Raw genomic sequence first — 24927 nt, 5'->3', positions numbered from 1 at the left:
TTAGCAATGAAAAAAGTTTGGAAGCGCTTAGGAATCGTCGCCGCAATGCTGGCCCTGACGGGTATGCTCGCCGGCTGTGGCGGAAAAGATAATGTAGGCGTCGTCGACATGTCGCGCGTACAGAAAGAAGCGCCCCTGGTCCAGCAGTATAAACAGAAGACCGAAGATAAACAGAAATCCATCGAAAAGGAATTGCAGGACGCACAGCAGTCCATGTCGGCTGAAGATTTCCAGAAGAAACAGCAGCAGGCCCAGCAGGAACTCAATATTTTCGGCGCCAGCATGCAGCGTCAGTTCATGTCGGACATCCAGAGCAAGTTAGGCGACATCGCCAAGGATAAAAATGTCGGCATCATCGTCGTCAAAGAAGCCGTTCCTTCCGGCGGCATCGACGTAACCGACGATTTAATTGCCAAATTGCAGTAAAAAAAGGGGTTGTATATCGTGAAGAAAACAGTACAGGAATTAGCAGTATTGCTGGGCGGCACGGTCATCGGCAAGGGTGACGCCGTCATTGAAGACGTGAAAGGCCTGGCCGAAGCCGGTCTGCAGGACATTACCTTTGCCGTCGATCCGTATACGGAATATTTGCCGCAGGTCCATGCCGGTGCCGTCATTGTCGAAAAAGAAGTTCCTGCCGGAGATAATACGCTCGTCGTCGTAGAAAATCCCCGCCTGGCTTTTTCCCAGCTCCTCGTGCTGTTTCATCCCCGCCAGTCGGTCACGCCGGGCATCCATCCGACAGCCATCATCGACGGCAGCGCCTCTATCGGCGAAGACGTAGCCATCATGCCTTATGCCGTCATCGGCAAGAACGTCGAAATCGGCAAGGGCTCGACGATTTATCCCTACGTCTTTTTAGGCGATAATGTCAAGATCGGCGAAGGTTCGGTCCTTTATCCCGGTGCCGTCATCCACGAAAACTGCGTCCTCGGAAAGAACGCCGTCATCCGGGCTCACGCCGTCATCGGCGGCGAAGGCTTCGGCTTTGCTACGGAAAAGGGCAAGCATACGCGGATCCCGCAGATCGGCAACGTCACCCTCGGCGACGATGTCGAAATCGGCGCCTGCACGTGTCTCGATAATGCAACCCTGGGTTCGACGAAAGTCGGCAGGGGGACGAAAATCGACAACCTCGTCCATCTCGGCCACAACGTCGAAATCGGTGAAGACTGTTTCCTCATCGCCCAGACGGGCATCGCTGGCAGCACCAAAGCCGGCAATCACGTCATCTTTGCCGGTCAGACCGGCTGCACTGGCCACATCACCATTGGCGACAATGCCGTCTTTGCCGGCAAATCGGGCATTACGGGCAATGTCAAGGGCAACCAGGTCTATGCCGGGTTCCCCATCCGGCCTCACATGGAATGGAGCCGTACCCAGGTCTACCTGAAACACCTGCCGGAAATGGCCAAGACCGTCAAAGCCTTGCAGAAAAAAATCGCTGAACTGGAAAAGAAATTAGAACAACAGTAAGAGGATTTGCCTATGTACACCTTTATGAAATGTCTGAGCTGGATCATCTGCCACATTCCAGAAGGCTGTCGCCGGGCCCTAGGCACCTTTTTAGGTGCCTTTTTCTGGACTTTCGTTCCCAAGAAGCGCAAGGTCCTGGCCCAGCAGCAGATTTTGGACTGCGGTCTGACCGATGATCCGGAAAAGGCCATGGCCATCGCCAAGGCCAGTACGGTCCGGTTCGGGCCCATGATCATCGAAGTCCTGTCGTATCCGCGCTATACGAAGGAGATGCTCGACGAAAAGATTACCTGGCACGGCAAGGAATACCTGGACGAACTCAAAGCCAGCGGCGAAGGGGCCGTCTTCATGGCATCCCATGCCGGCAACTGGGAACTCCTGGGAGCTGTCCTGGCCATGAATGGCTATCCCCTCATCTCCGTTGCTCAGGAACAGAACAGCAAGAGCGCCGATACCTTCATCAACGAGTACCGGGCCATGATGAAGCAGCACGTCACTTACAAGACGGGCATCCGCGACATGGTCCGCTTCCTCCGCGACGGCCACTACATCGGCCTGCTCATGGACCAGGACCCGGGCTATACCGGCATCATGGTCAAACTCTTTGGCATGGACACCCTGACGGCTGACGGACCGGCCAAGATGGCCGGCATCGCCAATTACCCCATCGTGTCGACCTTCATCCACGAAGACCGGCCGTACCACCACGTCGTCGAAGTCCTGCCGCCCATCAAGCCGTACACAGCGGACCACAAGCTCTCGAAAGAGGAAAAGAACCGCATCATGTACGAAACGACACAGGAACTCAACGACCGCCTGGAAGCCCATATCCGCAAGTATCCAGAAGACTGGTTCTGGCTGCACAATCGCTGGAAATGGACTAAACGGTATAAAATAAAACAAGCTGAAAAGGGGGCTGGCGTATGAAGGCTTATGCCATCATGCGTAGTCACTATTACTTCGTAGTTTGTAGTTCGGAGTTTGCAGTTTGTAGAAAATGGCTCTAAATTTAAAACCATTCACTAAAAACTACAAACTGCAAACTTAATACTCAAAAAGAGGCTGTCTTCAGGGACAGCCTCTTTTTTGCCTTACAATCCACGACAAATGGGGCGAAAAATGCTATGATTAAGGAAAGACATTCTTCACTTAGGAGGGACGATCGTGAATATTTTCTTATATCTCATCGCTATCATCTGTTTTGCCGTTCCCAGTTATAACTGGTTCGCTACGGGTCATCTGTCCGGGACGTTCAGTCTCGTCTTCGGCGTCTTCATCCTCTACTGGATTCACCGCCGCAATAAGAAGAAGTTCAAGCCGGAACTGGAATTTTCCAGCGGCAACGAAGAAGTGGACAAGCTGAACGACGAGCTCTTCAGCAAAGCCGTCGATGATTTCAACGCCATTGAAAAAGAAATGAAGCACGTCGATGACGACGAACTGCGGAAACAGCTGCGCAAGATGCAGGGCATTGCCAAGAATTTCCTGACCTACTTGCAGCAGCATCCGGAACGGATGAGCCTGGCCCGGCGCTTCGTCGATTATTACCAGGACCGGGCCCTGCTCCTGGTCCGCAAGTACCAGGAGCTGGAAAAGACGGGCCTTGAAGCGCAGGAAGTGCAGCAGTCGAAATGGGAGATCAAGCAGCTCCTGGATAAGTTCGACGAAGCCTATGAAGACCAGTTCTCCAAGGTCCTCAATGCCCAGCTCATGGACCTCGACGCCGAAATGAAGGTCATGAAGCAGAACATGGCCGCTGACGGCATCCAGACGGAACCGCCCAAGGTGGAACCGCAGGCCAAGCGCAGTGATGACCTGGTCGGGACGATCATCGATTTAGCCGACCAGTTCTTGAATACAAAAAGAAAGTAGGTAGATACTATGGCCGATATCAATTTGAATGACCTTTTAGAGAAAAAGCAGGCCGACAGCCAGAAAGCCCTGCCAGCCGTCGATGAAAAGCACGAAGTAGCTCATTTCAATGCCCAGGTCGAAAGCCTGACGCCGGAAGAACGGCAGCAGGTCGACACCATCAAGGATGCCATCGACCTGGTCAATTCCAACGCCATCGTCCAGTACGGCAGCGCCGCCCAGAAAAATATCGCCACCTTTTCGGACAGCGTCTTGTCGACGGTCAAGAGTACGGACCCGGCCGCAGCCGGTGACCTGCTCAACGACCTGGTCAAGCGGGTCAAGTCCTTTGAAGACGAAAACGACGAGGACCAGGGCTTCCTGGCCAGCCTGCCCGTCGTCGGCTCGCTGTTCAAGAAAAAAGAAGCCCTGACCCAGTCCTATACGACGCTGGCCGCCCAGATCGACAAGATACAGGCCGGCCTGGACAGCCAGAAAATGACCCTCATGAAGGACATTGCCATGTTCGACGGCCTCTACGATAAGAACCTGGAATACTTCAAACAGCTCCAGCTCTACATCCAGGCTGGCGAAGAAAAGATACAGGAACTGAACTTGACGACGATTCCCAAACTGGAAGCCCAGGCTCAGGTTTCAGATAATCCCATGGCCGTCCAGGTCGTCCAGGATTTCAAGAATTCCGTCAGCCGCTTTGAAAAGAAGGTCCACGACCTGAAAATCAGCAAGACCATTGCCATCCAGACGGCACCGCAGATCCGCATCATCCAGAACAACGACAAGATCCTCGTCGACCGCATCCAGAGTGCCATTTACAACACCATCCCCTTGTGGAAGAACCAGATGGTCCTGGCCCTGGGGCTGGGGCGGCAGAAAGAAGCCCTGGAAATGCAGCAGGCTGTGTCTAATACGACCAATGAACTGCTCAAGCGCAACGCCGCCATGCTCAAGCAGAATTCCCACGATACGGCCGTCGAAAATGAACGGGCCATCGTCGATATCGAAACGGTCAAGCAGGTCAATGAAGATTTGATCAGCACCATCGAAGATACGCTGCGCATCCAGCAGGAAGGACGGCAGAAGCGGCAGGCCGCCGAAGCCGAACTGGTCCAGATCGAAGACCGCCTGCGGGAAGCCCTGTTAAAAGGCGCCGGCCACAACTAGAAACTGCAAACTACAGACTACAAACTACAGACTACAAACTACGGACTATCCCTTAGAGCCAGCCGAATTTTTTGCAGGCTTCCAGGATGCCGCCCTTATCGTTGTCGCCCGTGACGTAGTCGGCATGGGCTTTCAGCTCATCCCGGCCGTTGCCCATGGCGATGGAGAAGAAGGGCTTGCGGAACATGGAAATGTCGTTCATGCCGTCGCCGAAGACGACAGCATCTTCCGGGCGGCCGCCGACGAGGTCCAGCATACGCAGGATGCCGCGGCTCTTGTCGGTCGGTTCGATGAGGTACGTGTGGTCGATGTATTCCAGGTGGGGCAGGCCGTATGTCGGCGGTTCGTCTTCGAGGCGCTGGGGCCGGGCGTACATGATTTTATAGACGGCCGTCAGATTTTCGATGGGGACCGGGCGGATGACGGTTTCCATGTAATTGCGCGGGTCGTCGTGGGGGAAATCAGCATACGGTGTATAGCGGTTGATGGTATTGTCCGTGACGACGGCCCAGGGATAGTGGCGGTCCGTCAGGTCGCGCAGCAGGGCTTTGCAGTTCTCCAGGGGCAGGCCGGTCATTTTCAGGATTTTCCCGTCCAGGGACAGGCTGTTGCCGCCATCGGCGACGACGGCCGGTATGCCGTAGCGGTCGGCAAAGGTCTGTGTATCGTGCTGCAGGCGGCCCGATGCGATGGCGATGAAATGGCCTTTCTGGACGAGGCGGCGCAGGCAGTACAGCGTGTCTGCCGGGATGATGCTGGAGATCCCCAGGCCCAGGGTCCCGTCGATATCAAAGAAAAAGTATTTTTTCGTCATGAGTCTATCCTTTCTCGGAAAATTAAGAAACTTCTTTATTATAGCATATATAAATTTCTCCCAAAATCCCCTTTTGCCATTGACAGAAGGGGTCCTTTTTTTACATAATAAAGTGAATGTCTATTTATTTTCGATCACATAAAAAGGAGCGATTTGACTAATGAGCACCATTGATACGACTTGTGTAAATGCCATTCGTGTATTGTCGGCTGACGCCATCCAGAAGGCCAACTCCGGCCATCCCGGCCTGCCCCTCGGCGCAGCCCCCATTGCATACGAACTCTGGGCAAATCACATGAACCATAACGCAAAGGACCCGAAATGGGCGAACCGCGACCGCTTTATCCTCTCGGCTGGCCACGGCTCGATGCTGTTGTATTCGCTGCTCCATTTCTACGGCTACGGCCTGACCATGGACGACATTAAACAGTTCCGTCAAGATGGCTCCTTGACACCGGGTCATCCGGAATACGGCCACACGACGGGCGTCGAAGCGACGACAGGCCCCCTCGGCGCCGGCCTGGGCATGGCTGTCGGCATGGCCATGGCAGAAGCTCACTTGGCAGCTATTTTCAATAAACCGGGTTATCCCGTCGTCGACCACTACACCTTCGCCCTCTGCGGCGACGGCTGCCTGATGGAAGGCATCTCGTCGGAAGCCTTCTCCCTGGCAGGGACACTCGGCCTTTCCAAACTCATCGTCCTCTACGATAGCAACAACATCTCTATCGAAGGCAATACGGACATCGCCTTTACGGAAAATGTCCAGGCCCGCATGGCTGCCTTCGGTTTCCAGACGATTACCGTCGAAGACGGCACGGACCTCGATGCCATCGGCAAAGCCATCGAAGAAGCCAAAGCCGACAAGGAACATCCGTCGTTCATTACCATCAAGACCCAGATCGGCTATGGCTGCCCGGCCAAACAGGGCTCGGCTGCCGCTCATGGCTCGCCGCTGGGTGAAGAAAACATCGTCGCCATGAAAGAAAACCTGGGCTGGCCGAAACCGCAGGAAACCTTCTACATCCCGGACGAAGTCTATGCTCATTATGCTGAATTGAGCCAGAAAGCCGGCGCAGCTGAAGCGGATTGGCAGAAACTCTTTGCCGACTACGCTGCCAAATTCCCGGATATGAAAGCTAAATGGGATGCTTTCCACAGCGATGTCGATGCACAGGCCCTCTTGAATGACGAAGATTTCTGGGCTTATGAAGATAAACCGCAGGCTACGCGCAGCTTGTCCGGCACGATGATCAACCGCCTGAAAGACATCATGCCTCAGCTCTTTGGCGGCAGCGCCGACCTGGCTCCGTCGAACAAGACGGAAATGAAAGGCGAAGGCTTCTTCAGCAAGACCGATTACAGCGGCCGCAACGTCCACTTCGGCGTCCGTGAACTGGCTATGGGCGCCATCACCAATGGCCTGGCCCTTCACGGCGGTATCCGTCCGTATGCCGGCACGTTCTTCGTCTTCAGCGATTACATGAAACCCATGATCCGCCTGGCTGCCCTCATGAGCCTGCCGACGACGTACGTCCTCACGCACGACAGCATCGGTGTCGGCGAAGACGGCCCGACTCACGAACCGATTGAACAGCTGGCCATGCTCCGCTCCCTTCCTAACGTCAACGTCTTCCGTCCGGCTGACGCTACGGAAACGGCTGCCGGCTGGTACCTGGCTGCGACCAGCCAGAAGACGCCGACGGCCCTCGTCCTGACCCGCCAGAACCTGCCGCAGCTCGCCGGCAGCAGCAAAGAAGCCCTGAAAGGCGCTTACGTCATCGCCGATGCCAACAAGGCCGTTCCCGATGCCATCATCATGGCCAGCGGTTCGGAAGTCGAACTGGCTGTCAGCGCTAAAGACGAACTGGCTAAAGAAGGTGTCGACGTCCGCGTCGTCAGCATGCCTTGCATGGAACTCTTTGAACAGCAGGACGAAGCCTATAAAGAACAGGTACTCCCGAAAGCTGTCCGCGCCCGCGTCGCTGTCGAAGCCGCTTCGGACTTCGGCTGGGGTAAATACGTCGGCCTCGACGGGACGACGGTTTCTATGAAATCCTTCGGTGCCTCCGCTCCGGCCGGCGTCTTGTTCAAGAAATTTGGCTTCACGACAGAAAATGTCGTAGCCGCCGTAAAGAAAGTCGTAAAATAATCGTGGTTCGTGGCTCGTAGGGAACGTCCAAAGGCGTCCCGCAGACCGCAGGTCGCAGTTAGCCGTTCGTAGGGGCCGTCCCAAAGGGCGGCCCGCCGCGTCTTTGCGGGATTCTCACATATACGGAAACGGGCGCCCCACGTGGCGCCCCTACTAGCCACTAACCCCTAGCCCCTAACCACTTAAAAGGCGCTGTCTTCATGCGACAGCGCCTTTTTCATTTGTCAAGGCTTGATTTTTCTTCTATATTTTATTATACTAGATACAAGAAGAAACCCTACTGTGTACGTAAATGGTCTCGATGTTTTGAACCAACACTTTTTACATTGGGAGTTCGGGCTCTATATCGTTAGGCAATGCCTTCACTGGACTGTCGACCCTTATAGGAGAACACCCACCTGCTTAGGCAGGCTCAAAACTCGGTTTATAAACGGCATGGTGGGGCTCTTTTCTTATTCGAGAATTTAGTTATTTCGTCCGCCGCTGAGGAGACTTGGCGGCGTTCTATTTAGTCTGGAGAGCAAACAAATGAGCGGAGACGATTTATTTTCTATGGCTGATGAACGGAGCGGCCGGGACTATGCGCCGCTGGCCGTCCGCATGCGGCCGGAATCTTTGGATGACATCTATGGACAGGACGACCTCATCGGCCCGGGCAGTTTTCTGCGGACCCTCATCGAGAAGGACACGATCCCGTCCCTTTTGTTTTACGGTCCCTCTGGCGTCGGCAAGACGACGCTGGCCCATGTCATTGCCAATGAGACGGACAGCCGTTTCGTAACCCTCAACGCCGTCACGGCCGGGACGGCGGAACTGCGCAAAGTCATCGCGGCGGCGCAGGATGCCATCCATTTATATCAAAAGCGGACGATCCTCTTCATCGACGAAATCCACCGCTTCAATAAAAGCCAGCAAGACGTCCTGTTGCCGTATGTCGAAGACGGGACGGTCATCCTCATCGGGGCGACGACGGAAAATCCTTATTTTGAAGTCAACCGCCCCTTATTGTCGCGCCTGCGCGTCATCCAGCTGAAGCCCCTGCCGGAACAGGCCGTCATGGCCGTCCTGCGGCGGGCTCTGACGGATAAAGAAAAAGGCCTGGGCTCGCTGGGCATCACGGCCAGCGATGAGATGCTGGGAACCCTGGCGCGGCTGGCCGACCGCGATGCCCGCGTCGGCCTCAACCTGCTGGAACAGGTCTGCATGGTCGTCCCGGCTGGCGGCCATATCACACACGACGCTATCGAAAAAGTAGCCGGTCATAAGGTCTATACGTATGACAAGAAAGGCGATGCCCATTACGATACGGTATCGGCTTTCATCAAGAGTATGCGTGGGTCCGACCCCGATGCGGCCCTGCACTATATGGCCCGTATGATCGACGCCGGAGAACAGCCGTCCTTCATCGCCCGCCGCCTGGTCATCTGTGCGGCTGAAGACGTAGGACTGGCCGATCCCCAGGCTCTGGTCATCGCCAATGCCGCTGCCCAGGCCGTCCAGTTCGTCGGCTGGCCGGAAGGGCGCATCATCCTGTCCGAAGCCGTCATCTACGTGGCCTGTGCGCCGAAGAGCAACAGCGCCTACATGGCTATCGATGCGGCTCTGGCCGACGTCCGCCATAAGGACTGTGGCGATGTGCCCGATTATCTACGCGACAGCCATTACAGCGGCGCCGCCGCTATGGGCCATGGCCTGACCTACCAGTACCCTCACGATTTCGATGGGGGCTGGGTGGCCCAGCAGTATCTGCCCGATGCTTTGAAAGGAGCGTCCTATTACCGGGAACGGCCCTATGGACAGGAAGGGAGCATGGCAGCTGCCTGGCATAAGCGCCGTGGCGGCAAGTAATCTATTAGTAGAAGGTGAACTGTTTTGACAAAAGGAAAGACCCGTAAAACCAGCCGCACCAAGCGGACGACTGGCACGCGTCAGAAGGCGAAGACTGCCAGGAAGGCAGGGACGTCGCCACTTTTGAAATATGAAATCATAGGTATTTGTTGTATCCTCGCAGGCGTCTTTGCGACGGCCGGCTTCATCGGCGTCGATACAGGCCGCATCGGCCACAGCGTCGACGATATCTTATCGTATATCTTCGGCCTGGGCCGGATCGTCGTCAGCCTGTCCCTCATCGTCCTGGGCCTGAAATACATCGTCATCCGCAAGGCCTGCCCAGTGTCGAAATCGTGGGCCGTCGGGACGTGGATCTATATCCTCCTCCTGGGGCTGGTCCATTTGCTGGTCATCCCGGAAGGGACGGAATTCCTGCCGCACAGCTTATCTGTCGGCGGGGGAATCGTCGGGGCCGTCATGGCCTTGGTCCTGCGGCGGTTTCTTGGATTTTTTGGAGCTGTCATGGCTATTACCGGTGCCTGCATCGTCACCTTCCTGGTCTGGAAGAATTGGTCTATTTCTAAGCCTGTGGCTGTCGTAGCCGACAAGGCCGGCCAGGAAGCGGCCAAAGTGTCGGGTAAGGCCGTCGAAGGCCTTCAGGACGCATCCCAGTCCCTGAAACAGTGGCATGAACGCCGCCGCATCTTCGATTTGCAGGCGGTTGTAGGGGACGACCCGTTAGGGCGTCCCGCTTGTGGGAATCCCGATGATTATCCCGCTGATATGGAACGCCCGGCCTCAACCATTGCCGATGCCTGCGACTTGGGCAACGGCGTCGAAGAAGTCCGCTTCGATGCCAGCCCTATCGAAGAAGACGTGCCTTACGATTGGGCCAGCGACGATTCGTATGAAGAAGTTCCGGAAACGCCGGAGGAAATGCCGGAAGACGCCCGGCCTTACAGTCAGATACATGAAACCGTCGTCGGCGATACAGTGCCGACGGCCCATGACGTACAGCCCGGCCCGGCAGCGCCGGCGGCTTCACTGGCCGGAGAAACGGATGTCCTTGGCCATGATATGGGCGACGTCAAGCCCATTGAAGTCGAAAAGAGCAGCGTCGCTGTCGAAACCAGCGAAGAAGGGAGCAGTGCCGTTCCCAAAGCGGCTGGCGAAAAGACGTACCGCCTGCCGCCGGTGAGCATGCTCAAACCGGGGCCGCAGCATATCATCGGCCTGAGCGATGAAGTCCGGGAAAATGCCCGCATCCTCCAGGAAACGCTGCAGAGCTTCAACATCGATGCCAAGATACTCAATGCCAGCCAGGGGCCGTCTATCACCCGTTACGAGCTGGAACCGGCAGCGGGCGTCAAAGTCAGCAAAATCGTCCACTTAGCCGATGATATCGCCTTGAAACTGGCCGCCACGGATATCCGCATCGAAGCGCCGATTCCCGGCAAAGCGGCCGTCGGCATCGAAGTGCCGAATAAAAAGCTGACCGGTGTCAATCTGCGCGATGTCATCGACACGGATACGTTCCGCAAGGCCGCCGGCGGCGTCCCGGTCTGCCTGGGCAAAGACATTGCCGGCAACCCCATCGTCGCCGACCTGACCAAGATGCCTCATCTCCTGGTAGCCGGCTCGACCGGGTCCGGCAAGAGTGTCTGCATCAACACCTTCATTGCCAGCATCCTCTTCAAGCAGCGGCCGGAAGACGTCAAGCTCATCCTCATCGACCCGAAGGTCGTCGAATTATCCAATTACAACGGCATCCCGCACTTGCTGACGCCAGTCGTCACGGACCCGAAGAAGGCCGCCAGCGTCCTGCGCTGGGCTGTCCGGGAAATGGACGACCGCTATAAGCGCTTCGCCATCACCCATACGCGGGATATTTCCCGCTATAATGAACTCCATCCGGAAGACACGATGCCTTTCATCGTCATCATCATCGACGAATTGGCCGACCTCATGATGATGGCCTCAGACGACGTGGAAAAGTCCATCATCCGCCTGGGCCAGAAAGCCCGTGCCTGCGGCATGCACCTCGTCCTGGCGACACAGCGGCCGTCTGTCGATGTCCTGACGGGTCTCATCAAGGCCAATGTCCCGAGCCGCATTGCCTTCGCCGTTTCCAGCCAGGTCGATTCACGGACTATCCTCGACATGGCCGGTGCAGAAAAACTGATTGGCAAGGGCGACATGCTCTTCTATCCTCTCGGTGCTTCCAAGCCTCTCCGCGTCCAGGGCGCTTTCATTTCCGATTCGGAAATCGACGAAATGGTCGAATTCATCAAGGCCCAGGGCGGTCCCAATTACGATGAAGCCGTCCAGAAGGCCCAGTCGGAAAATCCCGAAGACAGCGTCGATTTCTTTGAAGACGACCTCATGCGCCAGGCCATCGACATGGTCCTGGAAACGGGCCAGGCTTCGACGTCCATGCTCCAGCGCCGCTTCCGCGTCGGCTATACGCGGGCAGCCCGCATGATCGACATGATGGAAGCCATGCACATCGTCGGCCCCAATAACGGCAGCAAGCCCAGGGAAATCCTCATGACGGCCGACGAAGTCCAGCAGAAGTATTTGAGCTGAACCCCTGTACCCCTGGCCGTATCTGTTATATAATAAAAGGTACGATTATAGAGAATGGGGAGAGGAACAACAGTGAACGAATCGTCGATCGGAGAAGTGCTGCGACTGGCAAGAGAACAACAAGGCTGACACTACAAGACGTGTCCGATGCCCTCAATATAAAGCGGGAATACCTGGAAGCCCTGGAAAAGGACGAATACGATGCCATTCCCGGCGCCGTCTTCGTCAAGGGCTTTCTTCGCAATTACGGCATTTTCCTGGAACTGGACGGCATCGCCCTGGCCCGGGAATACAAGGAAAACGTCGAAGAACGGACGCCGCAGCCGGAAGTGCGGACCATCATGCCCGTCAAAAAGAAGAAAGTCCGCAAGGACAGCAATAAAAAGAAGAAGCAGCGTCAGGGAAAATGGCCGGAAATCACTATCATTGCCGGCATCATCATTTTCCTGCTGCTCATCATTTGGATTTTAATTTAAATAAGGAGCCATATGCGCGAGAAATTCTTAGTAACCAGCCGGGAGGACATGGAACGCCGCGGCTGGGATCAGCTCGATTTTGTCTACATCAATGGCGACGCCTATGTCGATCACCCCGGTTTTGCCGCAGCCCTCATCGGCCGCGTATTGGAAAGCCGGGGCTATCGTGTCGGTATCATTTCCCAGCCCGACTGGCATAGTGCCGAACCGTTCAAGAAATTGGGACGGCCGCGGCTGGCCGCTTTGATTACAGCCGGCAATCTCGATTCCATGCTCAATGAAAAGACGGCAGCCAAGAAATTCCGCAGCCGCGACAGCTATTCGCCAGGCGGCGAAGCCGGCCACCGGCCGGAACGGGCGACCATCGTCTATGCCAACCGCATGCGGGAAGCCTATAAGGATGTGCCCATCATCATCGGCGGCATCGAAGCCAGCCTGCGCCGCTTTGCCCACTATGATTACTGGTCCAATAAAGTGCGCCATTCCATCCTCCTGGACAGCAAGGCCGACATCCTCAGCTACGGCATGGGGGAACATTCCGTCGTCGAAATCGCCGACGCTCTGGCCGAAGGCAAGACCGTCGCCGAAATGTACGACATCCGCGGCATCTGCTACGTCACCAGCCGGCCGCCCATTTCAGATAAGACCGTCGTCTGTCCGTCTTATGAAGACGTCAAGAAGGATAAATTGACCTTTGCCAAGGCTTTCAAGATGCAGTACGAAGAACAGGATCCCTTTTACGGCAAGACTATCATCCAGCCGTCAGAGAACCGCTTCGTCGTCCAGACGCCGCCGGCCCTGCCGCTGACGACAGCCGAGATGGATGCTATCTACGAACTGCCCTTCCAGCGGCGCTGGCATCCTGATTACGACGCAGCCGGCGGCGTTCCGGCCCTGCATGAGGTCCAGTTCAGCCTGACCAGCCAGCGCGGCTGTTTCGGCCACTGCCATTTCTGCGCCATTGCCAGCCATCAGGGCCGCATCATCCAGCATCGCAGCCATGAATCACTGGTCAGGGAAACGGAGCGCATGACCCATCTGCCCGGTTTCAAAGGCTACATCCACGATGTCGGCGGCCCGACGGCGAACTTCCGCCACGTCGCCTGTGCCAAGCAGCTCACCGACGGGGCCTGCCGCAACCGCCACTGCATCGGCAGCGAAACGTGTCCGAACCTCAATACGTCCCACGACGATTATCTGAAGCTGCTGCGGGAAATACGCAGCGTCAAAGGCGTCAAGAAGGTCTTCGTCCGCTCAGGCCTGCGCTATGACTACGTCCTGGCCGACCACAACAAGGCTTTCGTCAAGGAACTCTGTCAGTACCACGTCAGCGGCCAGCTGAAAGTGGCGCCGGAACACGTCGTCAAGCACGTGACGGACCTCATGGGCAAGGCCGACGTCCATGCCTTCCTGAAGTTCAAGGACTGGTTCGATGAAGCCAACCGGGAACTGGGGAAGAAACAGTACCTCGTCCCGTATTTCATGTCCAGCCATCCCGGCTGTACCCTGAAAGATGCCGTCGCCCTGGCCGAATTCCTTCGGGATATGCATATGCAGCCGGAACAGGTACAGGACTTCATCCCGACGCCTGGAAGCCTGTCGACGGCCATGTACTATACAGGCCTCAATCCCTTGACGGGTGAAAAAGTCTACGTCGCCCGCCGGCCGGAAGAGAAACAGATGCAGCGGGCCCTGATGCAGTATAAGAACCCGGCCAATTATGATATTGTCTATAAGGCCCTGTGCCTGGCCGGCCGACGGGACCTCATCGGATACGGTCCCAAATGCCTCATCGCGCCGCGGCGCCATCAGGCAGGGAGACGGCCCGATAAGGCCGGCCGGCATGCCGCTCCGCCCCGCAGGCAGGGGAGGGGACCGGCTAAGACTAGAAAATTCAGGTGAAGCTAATGAAGAAATTCGTGCCCTTTATCGTGCTCAGCCTCTTCGTCATCCTGCTCCTGGGCCTGTGCGGGCCCATCCTGGTACAGCGCCAGCAGGAAGAAGCACAGCGGGCGTATGAAGCCGAACGCCATCTCGTCGTCTTTTCCGACTTGCCTCAGGATGTCAACGACGGCCTGGCCCAGCGCTTTTACGAACAGAAACATCTGCGCGTCCAGATCTATTCCAAGAGCGACAGCGAGATCCGCCAGTCCCTGAAGGACGACGGCGGCGTCAAGCCCGATATCCTCATCGCCTCGGAAGACGACTTGCAGTGCTCAGAAGAAAAACGGCATCTTGCAGCCCTACGCCTCACCGGTCACGGATAAAGTGCCGCCGTCCATGAAGGACCCGGAACAGCTCTGGAATGGCCTCTGGTATAACCCTATGGTCTTCGTCCTCAGCCAGGCCTATTACGAACGGCGGGGCATGCAGATCCAGTCCTGGGACGACCTGTTGACCGACCCGGGTATGGTCCTGGCTTTCCCGGACCTGGCATCCATGGATATGGCCGGCGAGTTCCTCTGTTCTTTTGTGGAAATGAGAGGCATGGAAGACAGTGAACGCTATCTGAGCTCGCTCCAGAGCCATGTAGCGGCCTATTCTAAGTCCATGTCGGTCAATGTCCGCCGCGTAGCCAGCGGCGAAGCCGATATGGGCGTCGCCGACGCGTCCGTCGCCCGGCAGTATTACAAAGACGGGGCGCCGATCTTCATCCTCTATCCTCAAGACGGCACGTCGTACTGGCTGACCGGTGCGGCTGTCACCAACTGGTGTGAAGATGGAGAATTGACCAACGCCTTCATCGACTGGCTCTATTCGCCCGATGCTATTGACGTCTTGCGGCAGAGACACATTTTTTTGAGCGAAGCCCTGCCGCCGGCCAACCCGGAAGTCGATGCCAAAGGCCGGGAGCTCGTCTTATTCCCCGTAAAAAAACAGTATTCTGATCAGGGCCGCCGCGATTTGCAGGCCTGGTGGATCAAATCAATTCGCTTCGGAAAGGAAAAGTAAAGATACATGGAAAAAATCGGATTTGTCAGCTTAGGCTGCTCCAAAAACCTTATTGATACGGAAGTCATGCTGGGCATCCTCCGCGACCGCCATATGGAGATCACAGAGGACCTGCCCCAGGCGGATATCATTATCGTCAATACGTGTACGTTCATTGAAAAAGCCAAGCAGGAATCCATTGATACGATATTGCAGGCTGCCCGCTACAAGACGGAGGGGAAATGCAAGATACTCATCGTCACGGGCTGCCTGAGCCAGCAGTATAAAGAAGATTTGATGAAGGAAATGCCGGAAATCGACGCCCTCTTGGGAACCGGTTCGTGGGACCGCATCTGGGAAGCCATCGATACGGTCAAGAAAGGGCGCAAAGCCTGCTTCATGGACGATGTCAGCCATCTCTACAACCAGAATACGAGCCGCCTGCGGACGACGCCGAAGTACAGTGCCTATGTGAAAATCGGCGAAGGCTGCAACAACGGCTGCTCGTTCTGCATCATTCCCCATGTACGGGGCAAGCTGTACAGCCGGCCCGTCGATTCCGTCGTCGCCGAAGTACAGCAGCTGGCAGCCGACGGCGTCAAGGAAGTCAACCTCATCGCCCAGGACACGACGAGCTATGGCGTCGACCTGGCCGGTCATTCCCTGTTGCCGGAACTGCTGCGCCAGCTGGTGAAGATCGACGGCATCCGCTGGATCCGCCTGTTCTATCTCTATCCCCACTACTTTACGGATGAATTGATGGACCTCATCGTCAAGGAAGAAAAAATCTGTCCCTACGTCGACTTGCCGCTCCAGCACATTTCCCAGTCCGTCTTGCAGCGCATGAACCGCCGCGATTCCGAAGCCGATGTGCGCAGCCTCATGAAGAAGCTCTGCAGTCACGGCCGCAAGCTGACCCTGCGCTCGACGTTCATCGTCGGCTTCCCTGGCGAAACGGAAGAAGAATTCCAGGAACTCTGTGATTTCGTCAAGGAAACGGAATTCGACGATGTCGGCGTCTTCACCTATTCCCGCGAAGACGGCACGCCGGCAGCCCTCATGGACGGCCAGATTCCGGAAGAAGTCAAGGAAGAACGGTATCATCAGCTCATGGCCATCCAGGCCAAGGTATCGGAAATCCGCAATCAGGAACTGGAAGGCTCTGTCCATACGATGCTCGTCGAAAGAGTAGAAGAAGAAAAGGGTATCCGCCAGGCTGTCGGGCGCATTGAAATCCAGGCTCCCGACGTCGATGGCCTGACCTATCTGGAAGACGCCCAGGATGTACAGCCTGGCGATATGATTCCCGTCCGCATCGCCCAGGGCTTTGCCTATGACCTCGTAGCGGAACGGATGGATTAACCGAGGTGATCGCTTATGTTCGTGGAACTGGTTACGACAGGTTCCGAATTACTGTTAGGTGAAATTACCAATTATAACTCAGCTTACTTGTCGAGGAAACTCAATGAAATCGGCTATTCTGTCATCTATCATACGACGGTCGGCGACAACCCGCGGCGCATGGAAGAAGCCTGAAGACGGCCCTGTCCCGCGTCGACATGGTCATCACCACAGGCGGCCTCGGGCCGACCCAGGGCGATATGACCAAGATCATCGGCGCCCGCCTCATGGGAATGCCTCTCGTTTATAATGAAACCATCGCCGAATCGGTCCGCCAATGGGTCCTCGTCCATCACGGCAGCACGGCCATGACGGAAAACCAGAAGCGCCAGGCCATGGTCCCACAGGGCACCGTCCTCTTCGATAACGGCGCCGGTACGGCACCGGGTGTGGCCATGCAGCAAGGCGGCAAGACCCTGGTCCACCTGCCGGGACCGCCAACGGAAATGCGCTGGATGTATGAAAACCGCCTGAAACCGTGGCTGCTCCAGACTTTTGGCAGCCAGGGCTGCATCGCTTCGCGCTATATCAAAATCTATGACATGGGCGAAGCCTTCATCGAAGAGAAACTCATGGACCTGGTCAAGGAGCAATCGAATCCGACCCTGGCCATGTATGCCCGGCCAGGCTTCGTCGAAGTCCGCCTGACGGCCCGGGCTGACCGGGAAGATCAGGCGCGGTCCCTGCTGGCTCCCCTGGAAGGGGAAGTCCGCCGCCGGCTGGCTGGCCAGATTGTCAGCTTCGACGACGATACCATGGCCCATGTCCTGGGTCAGCTCGTTCGCGACAGCGGCTATTCCGTCAGCGCTGCCGAATCGTGTACCGGCGGCCTGGTGGGCTCACTCATCACCGATGTGCCGGGCGCCTCCGATTACTTCCGCGGCTCGGCCGGGACGTACTGCAATGAAATGAAAGAAAAGATACTCGGCGTTTCTCACGATACGCTGGAACGCTATACGGCCGTCAGCGCACAGACGGCTGCTGAAATGGCCGAAGGCAGCCGCCGCCTGTACGGGACGGACCTGGCCGTCAGTACGACGGGCATTGCCGGCCCCGGCGGCGGCACGCCGGACCAGCCCGTCGGCCTGGTCTATACGGGTATCAGCGGTCCCTGGGGGACCGTGACCCACCGCAACGTCTATCACGGCGGCCGGGTCGAAGTCAAACAGCGGGCTGCCCTGCGGGCCGTCTATTACTTAGTCCACTATATAGTGACACATACAAAGAAAGCATAGTTAGGAGGAGACAATTTGGACGCAAAACAGACAGCACTTGAAAATGCAATGCGCAAGATTGAAAAGGATTTCGGCAAAGGCGCCATCATGCGCCTCGGCGACGTCGCCGACAAGATGAACCTGGAAGTCATCTCATCGGGTTCCCTGGCCGTCGACCTGGCCGTCGGCGTCGGCGGTTATCCCCGCGGCCGCGTCATCGAAATCTACGGTCCTGAATCGTCAGGCAAGACGACCCTGGCCCTGCATGCCATCGCCTCGGCCCAGAAGAGCGGCGGCATTGCCGCTTTCATCGATGCCGAACACGCCCTGGATCCGGTCTATGCCCGCCACCTCGGCGTCGACACGAATGAACTGCTCATTTCCCAGCCCGATAATGGCGAACAGGCCTTGGAAATCACGGAAGAACTCGTCCGCAGCGGCGCCGTCGACATCATCGTCGTCGACTCCGTAGCCGCCCTGGTCCCGAAAGCGGAAATCGAAGGGGAAATGGGCGATTCCCACGTCGGTCTCCAGGCCCGCCTCATGAGCCAGGCCCTGCGCAAACTGACGGGCATCATTTCCAAGTCCAAAACCATCGTCATCTTCATCAACCAGCTCCGCGAAAAAGTCGGCGTCATGTTCGGCAACCCGGAAACGACGACTGGCGGCCGGGCCCTGAAATTCTACGCTTCAATCCGCATGGAAATCCGCAAGGGCGAAGCCATCAAGTCCGGCGGCGATGTCATCGGCAACCGGGCGCGGGTCAAAGTCGTCAAGAATAAAGTGGCTCCACCTTTCAAGCACTGCGAATTCGACATCATGTACGGCACGGGCATTTCCCGCGAAGGCACGGTCCTCGACCTGGGTACATCTATGGATATCATCGAAAAGAGCGGCACCTGGTATTCCTATAAGGGTGAACGCCTGGGCCAGGGGAAGGAAAACGTCAAGATTTTCATGAAGGAACATCCGGAAATCACGGACGAAGTGGAAAAGATCATCCGCGATACCCTGGCAGCAGAACCGGAAAAATTCGACGAAGCCATGGAAGAAGAAGATACGGCGTCCCTGGATGCGGCGGATACAACTGCTGAAAACAGCGACGAAGCCTAAATGGATTATCGCGAAGCTTATGAAAAAGCCTTGCAGCTCCTCAACGTCCGCTTTCTCAGCGAAGGGGAGCTGAAGGCCAAGCTGCGCCGCCGCGGTGTTGACGACGACGTCCTCAAGGACGTCGTGGCTGCTCTGGAAGGGGAACACTTCCTCGACGACCAGCGCCTGGCCCGTGACGTGTACCGCTATTATGCCCGCAAAGGGCAGTACGGCCACTTGTATATCGTCAACCGCCTGCGCCGCCGCTGCCTGCCCGTACCGGAAGACGTCGAGCGGCCCGATGAATACGCCCTGGCCGGGAACCTGGTGAAGCGCAAGTTCTCTTATCGTGCCGATGAAGCCCGCAAGGCGGCCCGTTTTTTACAGTACCGCGGCTTTTCGCCCTCAGTCATACGGGACGTCCTGGAAGATTTTACGGTCCATTGATACGTTAATCTTGACTAAGTCTATCTTGACATTGATATAAAAAAAATTTACAATTAAGAGAGCCGGTTTGATACACTGGTCTATATTTTGCATAATTGTAGGTTTTTTGAACATGAAGTAAATTTTACATACTCATAAAAAAAGCCGGACTGCGAGTTCGGCTTTTTTTTGTGAAAGGGGAGGTGAATCCATTACTATGCTAACGATTATTGCTGCAGCAGTCGCCTGCGGTCTCATCGGCGGCGGCACGGGCTATATTTACCGTAAGAAGATCGCCGAAGGCAAGATCGGCCAGGCCGAAGTCGAAGCACAGCGCATCATTGCCACGGCCCAGCAGAACGCAGAAGCCCGTAAGAAGGAACTCGTCCTGGAAGGGAAGGAAGAAGTCCACAAGATGCGCAACGACGCGGAACAGGAACACAAGGAACGCCGCAATGAATTGCAGCGTTTTGAACGGCGCCTGTTGCAGAAAGAAGAACATTTGGACAAGAAATCTGATTCCATGGAAAAGAAGGAAGATGCCCTGCAGCGTAAGGAAGATGAAGTGACGCGGATGCAGGAAAAAATCGAAGCCCTTCATGAACAGAAGATGGCTGAACTGGAACGGATTTCCGGCTTGACATATGAAGATGCCAAGGAATTGCTCCTGAACAACGTCCAGACCGAAGTGAAGCACGAAACGGCGCAGATGATCAAGAACCTGGAAGACCAGGCCAAGGAAGAAGCCGAAGGCAAGGCCCGGGAAATTATTTCCATGGCCATCCAGCGCTGTGCTGCTGACCACGTCGCCGAAACGACAGTATCTGTCGTTTCCCTGCCGAACGATGAAATGAAAGGCCGCATCATCGGCCGTGAAGGACGCAATATCCGGGCTATTGAAACGCTGACCGGCGTCGATCTCATCATCGACGATACGCCGGAAGCGGTCATCTTGTCGTGCTTTGATCCCATACGCCGTGAAATCGCCCGCATTGCTCTGGAAAAACTGATTGCCGATGGCCGTATCCATCCGGCACGCATTGAAGAAATGGTCGAAAAGGCCCGCAAAGAAGTCAATCAGAAGATCCGCGAAGCTGGCGAACAGGCGACGTATGAAACGGGCGTTCACGGTCTGCATCCTGAACTCATCAAAATCCTCGGCCGCCTGCGTTATCGTACCAGTTATGGCCAGAATGTCCTGCGCCATTCCATCGAAGTCTCTCAGCTGGCCGGCATCATGGCCGCTGAACTGGGCGTCGATGAAAACCTGGCCAAACGGGCCGGGCTCATCCACGATATCGGCAAGGCCCTGGACCACGAACTGGAAGGGACTCACGTTTCGATCGGTACGGAAATCGCCAAGAAATACGGCGAATCCAAGCTGGTCGTCAACTGCATCGCTGCCCATCACGGCGATGAAGAAGCGCACAGCGTCGAAGCCGTCCTGGTGTCGGCGGCAGATGCCGTATCGGCTGCCCGTCCGGGTGCCCGCCGGGAAACGCTGGAAAACTATCTGAAACGCCTGACGAAACTCGAAGAAATCGCCGAATCTTTCGATGGCGTCGAAGACTGCTTCGCCATCCAGGCCGGCCGCGAAATCCGCGTCATGGTCAAGCCGGACAAGCTGGATGAATCGGACTGTGTCCTGCTGGTCCACGACATCGTCAAACGCATCGAAGCGGAACTGGAATACCCAGGTCAGATCAAAGTCGTCATCATCCGCGAAACGCGGATGGTGGATTATGCAAAATAACCTTTTTTGAATTCATCAGGACGCCCGGTGATGGCTTCGGCCATGACGGGCGTCTTTTTCATTCCTACAAAAAAAAGTTTGAAAAAAATAAAAAAAAAGTACTTGCCAAAACATCCTTCTTGTAGTAGAATAGTTTTTGTTCGAGGCACTAAGAAATACCGAAACAACCTCGAAAGAACGAAAGAAAGTGGCCCCGTGGTGTAGCGGTTTAACATGTCGCCCTGTCACGGCGAAGATCGTCAGTTCAAATCTGATCGGGGTCGCCAATTGCTCAGGTAGCTCAGTCGGTAGAGCAGGGGACTGAAAATCCCCGTGTCGGCGGTTCAATTCCGTCCCTGAGCACCACAAATGCGGAAGTAGCTCAGTGGTAGAGCATCACCTTGCCAAGGTGGGGGTCGCGAGTTCGAGTCTCGTTTTCCGCTCCATATATGGCGGCATAGCCAAGCGGTAAGGCAGAGGTCTGCAAAACCTTCATCCCCAGTTCGATTCTGGGTGCCGCCTCCATATTTTCATCTTTCGTCATGCCGAGGTGGCGGAACTGGCAGACGCAACGGACTTAAAATCCGTCGGATAGAGATATCCGTACCGGTTCGATTCCGGTCCCCGGCACCAAAAAAACAACGAGCGTGTGAGCGGCGTTGGCCGTGGCCGACGAGTCCCTTGCAAAAGAAAGGAGCTGTCTTAGGACAGCTCCTTTTCGCAGTCCAGTGAAATTCACATTCATGGGAAAATGAGTTATAATGAATCATGACAGAATACAAGTATAAAGTATCGGATTTTGAAGGTCCCCTGGACCTGCTGCTCTATCTCATCGAAAAGAACAAAGTCGATATTTATAACATACCTATCGTCGAGATTACAGACCAGTTCAACGCCTACGTAGCGGACATCGACACATTCGATGTCGATTATGCCAGCAAGTTCTTCGTCATGGCAGCGACGCTGTTGCAGATCAAATCGCGCCTGCTGCTGCCTAAGCAGCCGAAACTGGCTGAAGAGGAGGAAGAAGACCCGCAGGAAGCGCTGGTCCGCCAGCTCGTCGAATATAAAAAGATGAAAGCCCTGTCCCAGGCTATGGGACAGTTGTGGGATGCCCGCAGCCTCATGCTGGGGCGCCTGCCGACGGCCATGCCCTATGAGGCCCGCTTTGCCGGCCACATCGACACAGAGGCCCTCTACCAGGCGTTCCACAAGGTCTGCCAGGCCCTTCCCGAGCCGACAGCCGTAGAAATTCGCATACAGAAGGAAATCTACAGCGTCGAAGAGTGCATGCGCCGCGTCACGTACGCCCTGCGCCGTGCCCAGGGGACGATGGCCGTCGACGCCATATTCCGGACCTGCCGGTCCCGGGTCGAACTGGTCGTCACCTTCCTGGCCGTCCTGGAACTGCTGAAAGTTGGCCAGTGCGCTACTGTTGCTGAAGGAGAGGATGGGAATACCATTGCCTTACGATACACGCCAAACTGATACCATCGAGCCTACGGCTCTGCTGGAAGCTCTGCTCTTTCTGAGCGGCGACCCCATGACGGTGACGGCCATCTGCGCCCATACGGGCTGGACCCAGGCCGAAACGGAAGCGACGGCAGACCGCCTGCAGCACCTGCTCAGCAGCCAGCGGCGGGGTATCGTCCTCATCCGCGTCGCCGGCGGCTTTCAGCTGGTCACGCGGCCGGACCTCCACGATGCCCTGCAATGGGTCCGGACGGGGACGACGGAGTTGTCCTCTATGGCACTGGAAGTATTGGCCATCGTCGCCTTCAAACAGCCCATTACGCGGGCTGAAATCGAAAAGCTGCGCGGTGTCTCGTCAGAACGGGTCCTGACGTCGCTGGTCCAGCAGGGCCTCGTCGTCGAACTGGGGCGCAAGGACAGCCCAGGGCGGCCGATTTTATACGGCACGTCTGCTTATTTTTTAGAATGTATCGGCATGGATTCCCTGGCCGATTTAGCCGGCCGCATGCCGGCAGATATTACGGAGGATGCAACTGATGGAAGAACGGTTACAGAAAGTGATGAGTAACTGCGGTGTCGCTTCGCGGCGCGCTTCGGAAAAGATGATATTAGAAGGGCGCGTCCGCGTCAACGGCGTCATCGTCCGCGAACTGGGGACGAAAGTCGACCCCGACAAGGACCGCATTGCCGTCGACGGCAAGACCCTGGAAGCGCAGCCGAAGCATTATTATCTGTTCAACAAGCCCAAGGGCGTCATCACCACGTCGAGCGATGACCAGGGCCGGGCGACGGTCATGGACTATTTCAGGAAGGAAAAGGACCGCATCTACGCCGTCGGCCGCCTGGACCAGAATACGGAAGGCCTGCTGATCATGACCAATGACGGTGAACTGGCCAACATCCTCATGCATCCCAGCCGCCTCGTCGACAAGACTTATGAAGTCAAGGTCAAAGGGCGCATTGCCGATTCGGTCCTGCAGCACCTGGCAGACGGCGTCGAGCTGAAGGACGGCATGACGGCCCCGGCCGATGTCTACTATATTGGCTATGACCCGAAGACGAACCTGACCAGTGTGGAAATCACCATCCACGAAGGACGCAACCGCCAGGTCCGCCGCATGTTCGAGTTCTTCGGCTACCAGGTCCACAACCTGCGCCGCGTCCAGTACGCCTTCCTGACCCTGAGCGGCGTCAAGCGCGGGGCCTATCGCAAGCTGACCCGCGAAGAAGTGGCGGAACTCTACAAATATAAATAAACAGGAGTGCTTATGAAGGAAATACTCGTCATCGGTGCCGGTGCGGCCGGCATTATGGCTGCGCTGGCCGCGGCAGAAGCCGGGGCCAGGGTACACTTATTTGAAAAAAATGATATCGTCGGCAAGAAGATGGGCATTACCGGCAAGGGCCGCTGCAATCTGACCAATTCGTGCAGCATGGCCGATTTCATCGCCCATACGCCGGGCCACGGCAAATTCCTCTACAGTGCGTATGAACAATTTACCAATCAGGATCTGCTGGATAAATTGCATACCTGGGGCCTGGCTACCAAGGAGGAACGGGGCGGCCGCATCTTCCCCCAGTCGGACAGTGCCATCGAAGTGCGCAAGCTCTTCTATCGCAAGCTCTGCCAGAAGGGCGTCGACCTCCATCTGAGCAACGCCGTCCACGCCGTCAAGGCCTGGGGCAGCCGCATGGTCGTCAGTGCGGCGTCGGGGAATTACGAAGGCGACGCCTGTATCATCACGACGGGCGGCATGTCCTATCCCGTGACCGGTTCGACAGGCGACGGCTACGGCTTTGCCCGCAGCCTGGGACACAGCGTGACGGAGCTGAAACCGTCGCTCATTCCCTTTACGACGGAAGAAACCTGGCCTCACACCCTGTCGGGCCTGTCCCTGCGCAATGTCGAAGCGTCGCTGTGGAAGCGGGGCAAGAAAGCTGCCTCTCATTTCGGCGAGATGCTCTTCACTCATTTCGGCGTGTCCGGGCCGATCATCCTCATGCTCAGTACCGAGGCGGCCCATAAGAAGTCCTGCGTTTTTCCCATGCAGCTGCGCATCGACCTCAAACCGGCTTTGTCCAAGGAAAAGCTCGACGCCCGGCTGCGGCGGGATTTCGAGAAATACATCCGCAAAGAAGCCGCCAATGGGCTGAAGGACCTCCTGCCGCAGCGGCTCATCCCCATCGTCCTCGACCAGGCCGGCATCGCCGCTGCCTGTCCGGTCAACCAGATTTCCCGGGAACAGCGGCAGGACCTGGTCGATACCCTCAAGGCCCTGAGCACTGCCAGC

The 24927-nt window shown here is 56.4% G+C and carries 21 protein-coding genes, 5 tRNA genes, 1 other RNA gene and 1 pseudogene; 27 read left to right on the top strand and 1 reads right to left on the bottom strand.

What is annotated here, in order from left to right; genetic code table 11:
- Window positions 1-6 precede the first annotated feature (6 nt).
- The 5 genes from NM10_RS00390 to NM10_RS00370 all read left to right on the top strand — a co-directional run bounded on the left by NM10_RS00390 (window position 7) and on the right by NM10_RS00370 (window position 4509).
- Window positions 7-426, top strand: a complete 420-nt coding sequence (locus NM10_RS00390; RefSeq protein WP_020309649.1) for an OmpH family outer membrane protein — start codon at window positions 7-9, stop codon at window positions 424-426.
- An 18-nt stretch (window positions 427-444) separates the two neighbouring features.
- Window positions 445-1476, top strand: coding sequence for a UDP-3-O-(3-hydroxymyristoyl)glucosamine N-acyltransferase (gene lpxD / locus NM10_RS00385; protein WP_020309648.1), 1032 nt, complete (start codon window positions 445-447; stop codon window positions 1474-1476).
- A 12-nt stretch (window positions 1477-1488) separates the two neighbouring features.
- Complete coding sequence (locus tag NM10_RS00380) at window positions 1489-2403, top strand: lysophospholipid acyltransferase family protein (protein ID WP_020309647.1); 915 nt, start codon at window positions 1489-1491, stop codon at window positions 2401-2403.
- Between the two features lie 213 nt (window positions 2404-2616).
- Window positions 2617-3348: a 5-bromo-4-chloroindolyl phosphate hydrolysis family protein gene (locus tag NM10_RS00375; RefSeq protein WP_335340734.1), complete on the top strand. Its 732-nt coding sequence runs from the start codon at window positions 2617-2619 to the stop codon at window positions 3346-3348.
- Window positions 3349-3357: 9 nt separating this feature from the next.
- The gene (locus NM10_RS00370) at window positions 3358-4509 is read left to right on the top strand and encodes a toxic anion resistance protein (protein ID WP_020309645.1); all 1152 of its coding nucleotides are present in this window, start codon (window positions 3358-3360) and stop codon (window positions 4507-4509) included.
- A gap of 52 nt (window positions 4510-4561) precedes the next feature.
- Here the strand turns inward: NM10_RS00370 and NM10_RS00365 are convergent, their stop codons facing one another.
- Complete coding sequence (locus NM10_RS00365; RefSeq protein ID WP_020309644.1) at window positions 4562-5323, bottom strand: HAD family hydrolase; 762 nt, start codon at window positions 5321-5323, stop codon at window positions 4562-4564.
- Window positions 5324-5483: 160 nt separating this feature from the next.
- Between NM10_RS00365 and tkt the strand changes: the two genes are divergently transcribed.
- From tkt to NM10_RS00265, 22 genes and pseudogenes are all read left to right on the top strand, one after another.
- Entirely contained in the window at window positions 5484-7475 is a 1992-nt protein-coding gene (gene tkt / locus NM10_RS00360; RefSeq protein WP_020309643.1) for a transketolase, read from the top strand.
- Window positions 7476-7746: 271 nt separating this feature from the next.
- Window positions 7747-7924, top strand: a non-coding RNA gene (gene ssrS / locus NM10_RS13140) — 6S RNA.
- Window positions 7925-8003: 79 nt separating this feature from the next.
- Complete coding sequence (locus tag NM10_RS00355; protein WP_020309642.1) at window positions 8004-9323, top strand: replication-associated recombination protein A; 1320 nt, start codon at window positions 8004-8006, stop codon at window positions 9321-9323.
- A gap of 24 nt (window positions 9324-9347) precedes the next feature.
- Complete coding sequence (locus tag NM10_RS00350) at window positions 9348-11891, top strand: FtsK/SpoIIIE family DNA translocase (protein ID WP_020309641.1); 2544 nt, start codon at window positions 9348-9350, stop codon at window positions 11889-11891.
- A gap of 140 nt (window positions 11892-12031) precedes the next feature.
- Window positions 12032-12367, top strand: coding sequence for a helix-turn-helix domain-containing protein (locus NM10_RS00345; protein ID WP_020309640.1), 336 nt, complete (start codon window positions 12032-12034; stop codon window positions 12365-12367).
- A gap of 12 nt (window positions 12368-12379) precedes the next feature.
- The gene (locus NM10_RS00340; RefSeq protein WP_071601811.1) at window positions 12380-14269 is read left to right on the top strand and encodes a YgiQ family radical SAM protein; all 1890 of its coding nucleotides are present in this window, start codon (window positions 12380-12382) and stop codon (window positions 14267-14269) included.
- Between the two features lie 5 nt (window positions 14270-14274).
- On the top strand, window positions 14275-14634 hold the full coding sequence (locus NM10_RS14300; protein ID WP_020309638.1) for a hypothetical protein: 360 nt from the start codon (window positions 14275-14277) through the stop codon (window positions 14632-14634).
- Complete coding sequence (locus NM10_RS00335) at window positions 14603-15319, top strand: ABC transporter substrate-binding protein (RefSeq protein WP_020309637.1); 717 nt, start codon at window positions 14603-14605, stop codon at window positions 15317-15319. The genes NM10_RS14300 and NM10_RS00335 overlap by 32 nt, the downstream gene beginning before the upstream one ends.
- Window positions 15320-15325: 6 nt before the next feature.
- Window positions 15326-16660 (top strand): 30S ribosomal protein S12 methylthiotransferase RimO, encoded by a 1335-nt coding sequence (gene rimO, locus NM10_RS00330; protein WP_020309636.1) that lies wholly within the window; start codon window positions 15326-15328, stop codon window positions 16658-16660.
- Window positions 16661-16675: 15 nt separating this feature from the next.
- Window positions 16676-17934, top strand: a pseudogene (locus NM10_RS00325) (competence/damage-inducible protein A).
- A 15-nt stretch (window positions 17935-17949) separates the two neighbouring features.
- Window positions 17950-19026, top strand: coding sequence for a recombinase RecA (recA, locus tag NM10_RS00320; RefSeq protein ID WP_020309633.1), 1077 nt, complete (start codon window positions 17950-17952; stop codon window positions 19024-19026).
- Entirely contained in the window at window positions 19027-19452 is a 426-nt protein-coding gene (locus NM10_RS00315; RefSeq protein WP_020309632.1) for a regulatory protein RecX, read from the top strand. It begins immediately after the preceding gene.
- Window positions 19453-19648: 196 nt separating this feature from the next.
- A complete protein-coding gene (gene rny / locus NM10_RS00310; protein WP_020309631.1) occupies window positions 19649-21184 on the top strand; it encodes a ribonuclease Y in 1536 nt (511 codons plus the stop codon).
- Between the two features lie 189 nt (window positions 21185-21373).
- A tRNA-Asp gene (locus NM10_RS00305) sits at window positions 21374-21450 on the top strand.
- A gap of 3 nt (window positions 21451-21453) precedes the next feature.
- Window positions 21454-21529: transfer RNA gene (locus NM10_RS00300), tRNA-Phe, on the top strand.
- A 5-nt stretch (window positions 21530-21534) separates the two neighbouring features.
- Window positions 21535-21609, top strand: a tRNA-Gly gene (locus NM10_RS00295).
- 5 nt (window positions 21610-21614) lie between these two features.
- Window positions 21615-21688: transfer RNA gene (locus NM10_RS00290), tRNA-Cys, on the top strand.
- Between the two features lie 19 nt (window positions 21689-21707).
- Window positions 21708-21796 (top strand) — tRNA-Leu (locus NM10_RS00285).
- Between the two features lie 135 nt (window positions 21797-21931).
- Window positions 21932-22651: a segregation and condensation protein A gene (locus NM10_RS00280; RefSeq protein WP_020309630.1), complete on the top strand. Its 720-nt coding sequence runs from the start codon at window positions 21932-21934 to the stop codon at window positions 22649-22651.
- Window positions 22626-23204 (top strand): SMC-Scp complex subunit ScpB, encoded by a 579-nt coding sequence (gene scpB / locus NM10_RS00275; protein ID WP_020309629.1) that lies wholly within the window; start codon window positions 22626-22628, stop codon window positions 23202-23204. The genes NM10_RS00280 and scpB overlap by 26 nt, the downstream gene beginning before the upstream one ends.
- Entirely contained in the window at window positions 23173-23892 is a 720-nt protein-coding gene (locus NM10_RS00270; protein ID WP_014015898.1) for a pseudouridine synthase, read from the top strand. Before scpB ends, NM10_RS00270 begins: the two co-directional genes overlap by 32 nt.
- A 12-nt stretch (window positions 23893-23904) precedes the next feature.
- Window positions 23905-24927, top strand: a 1023-nt coding sequence (locus tag NM10_RS00265) for an NAD(P)/FAD-dependent oxidoreductase (RefSeq protein ID WP_020309628.1), incomplete at its 3' end; no start/stop codon positions are given.

Origin of the sequence: Megasphaera sp. NM10, from assembly GCF_000417505.1 — a bacterium.
In the GTDB taxonomy this organism is placed as follows: domain Bacteria; phylum Bacillota; class Negativicutes; order Veillonellales; family Megasphaeraceae; genus Megasphaera; species Megasphaera intestinihominis.
This window is presented reverse-complemented; position numbering and strand designations above follow the sequence as displayed.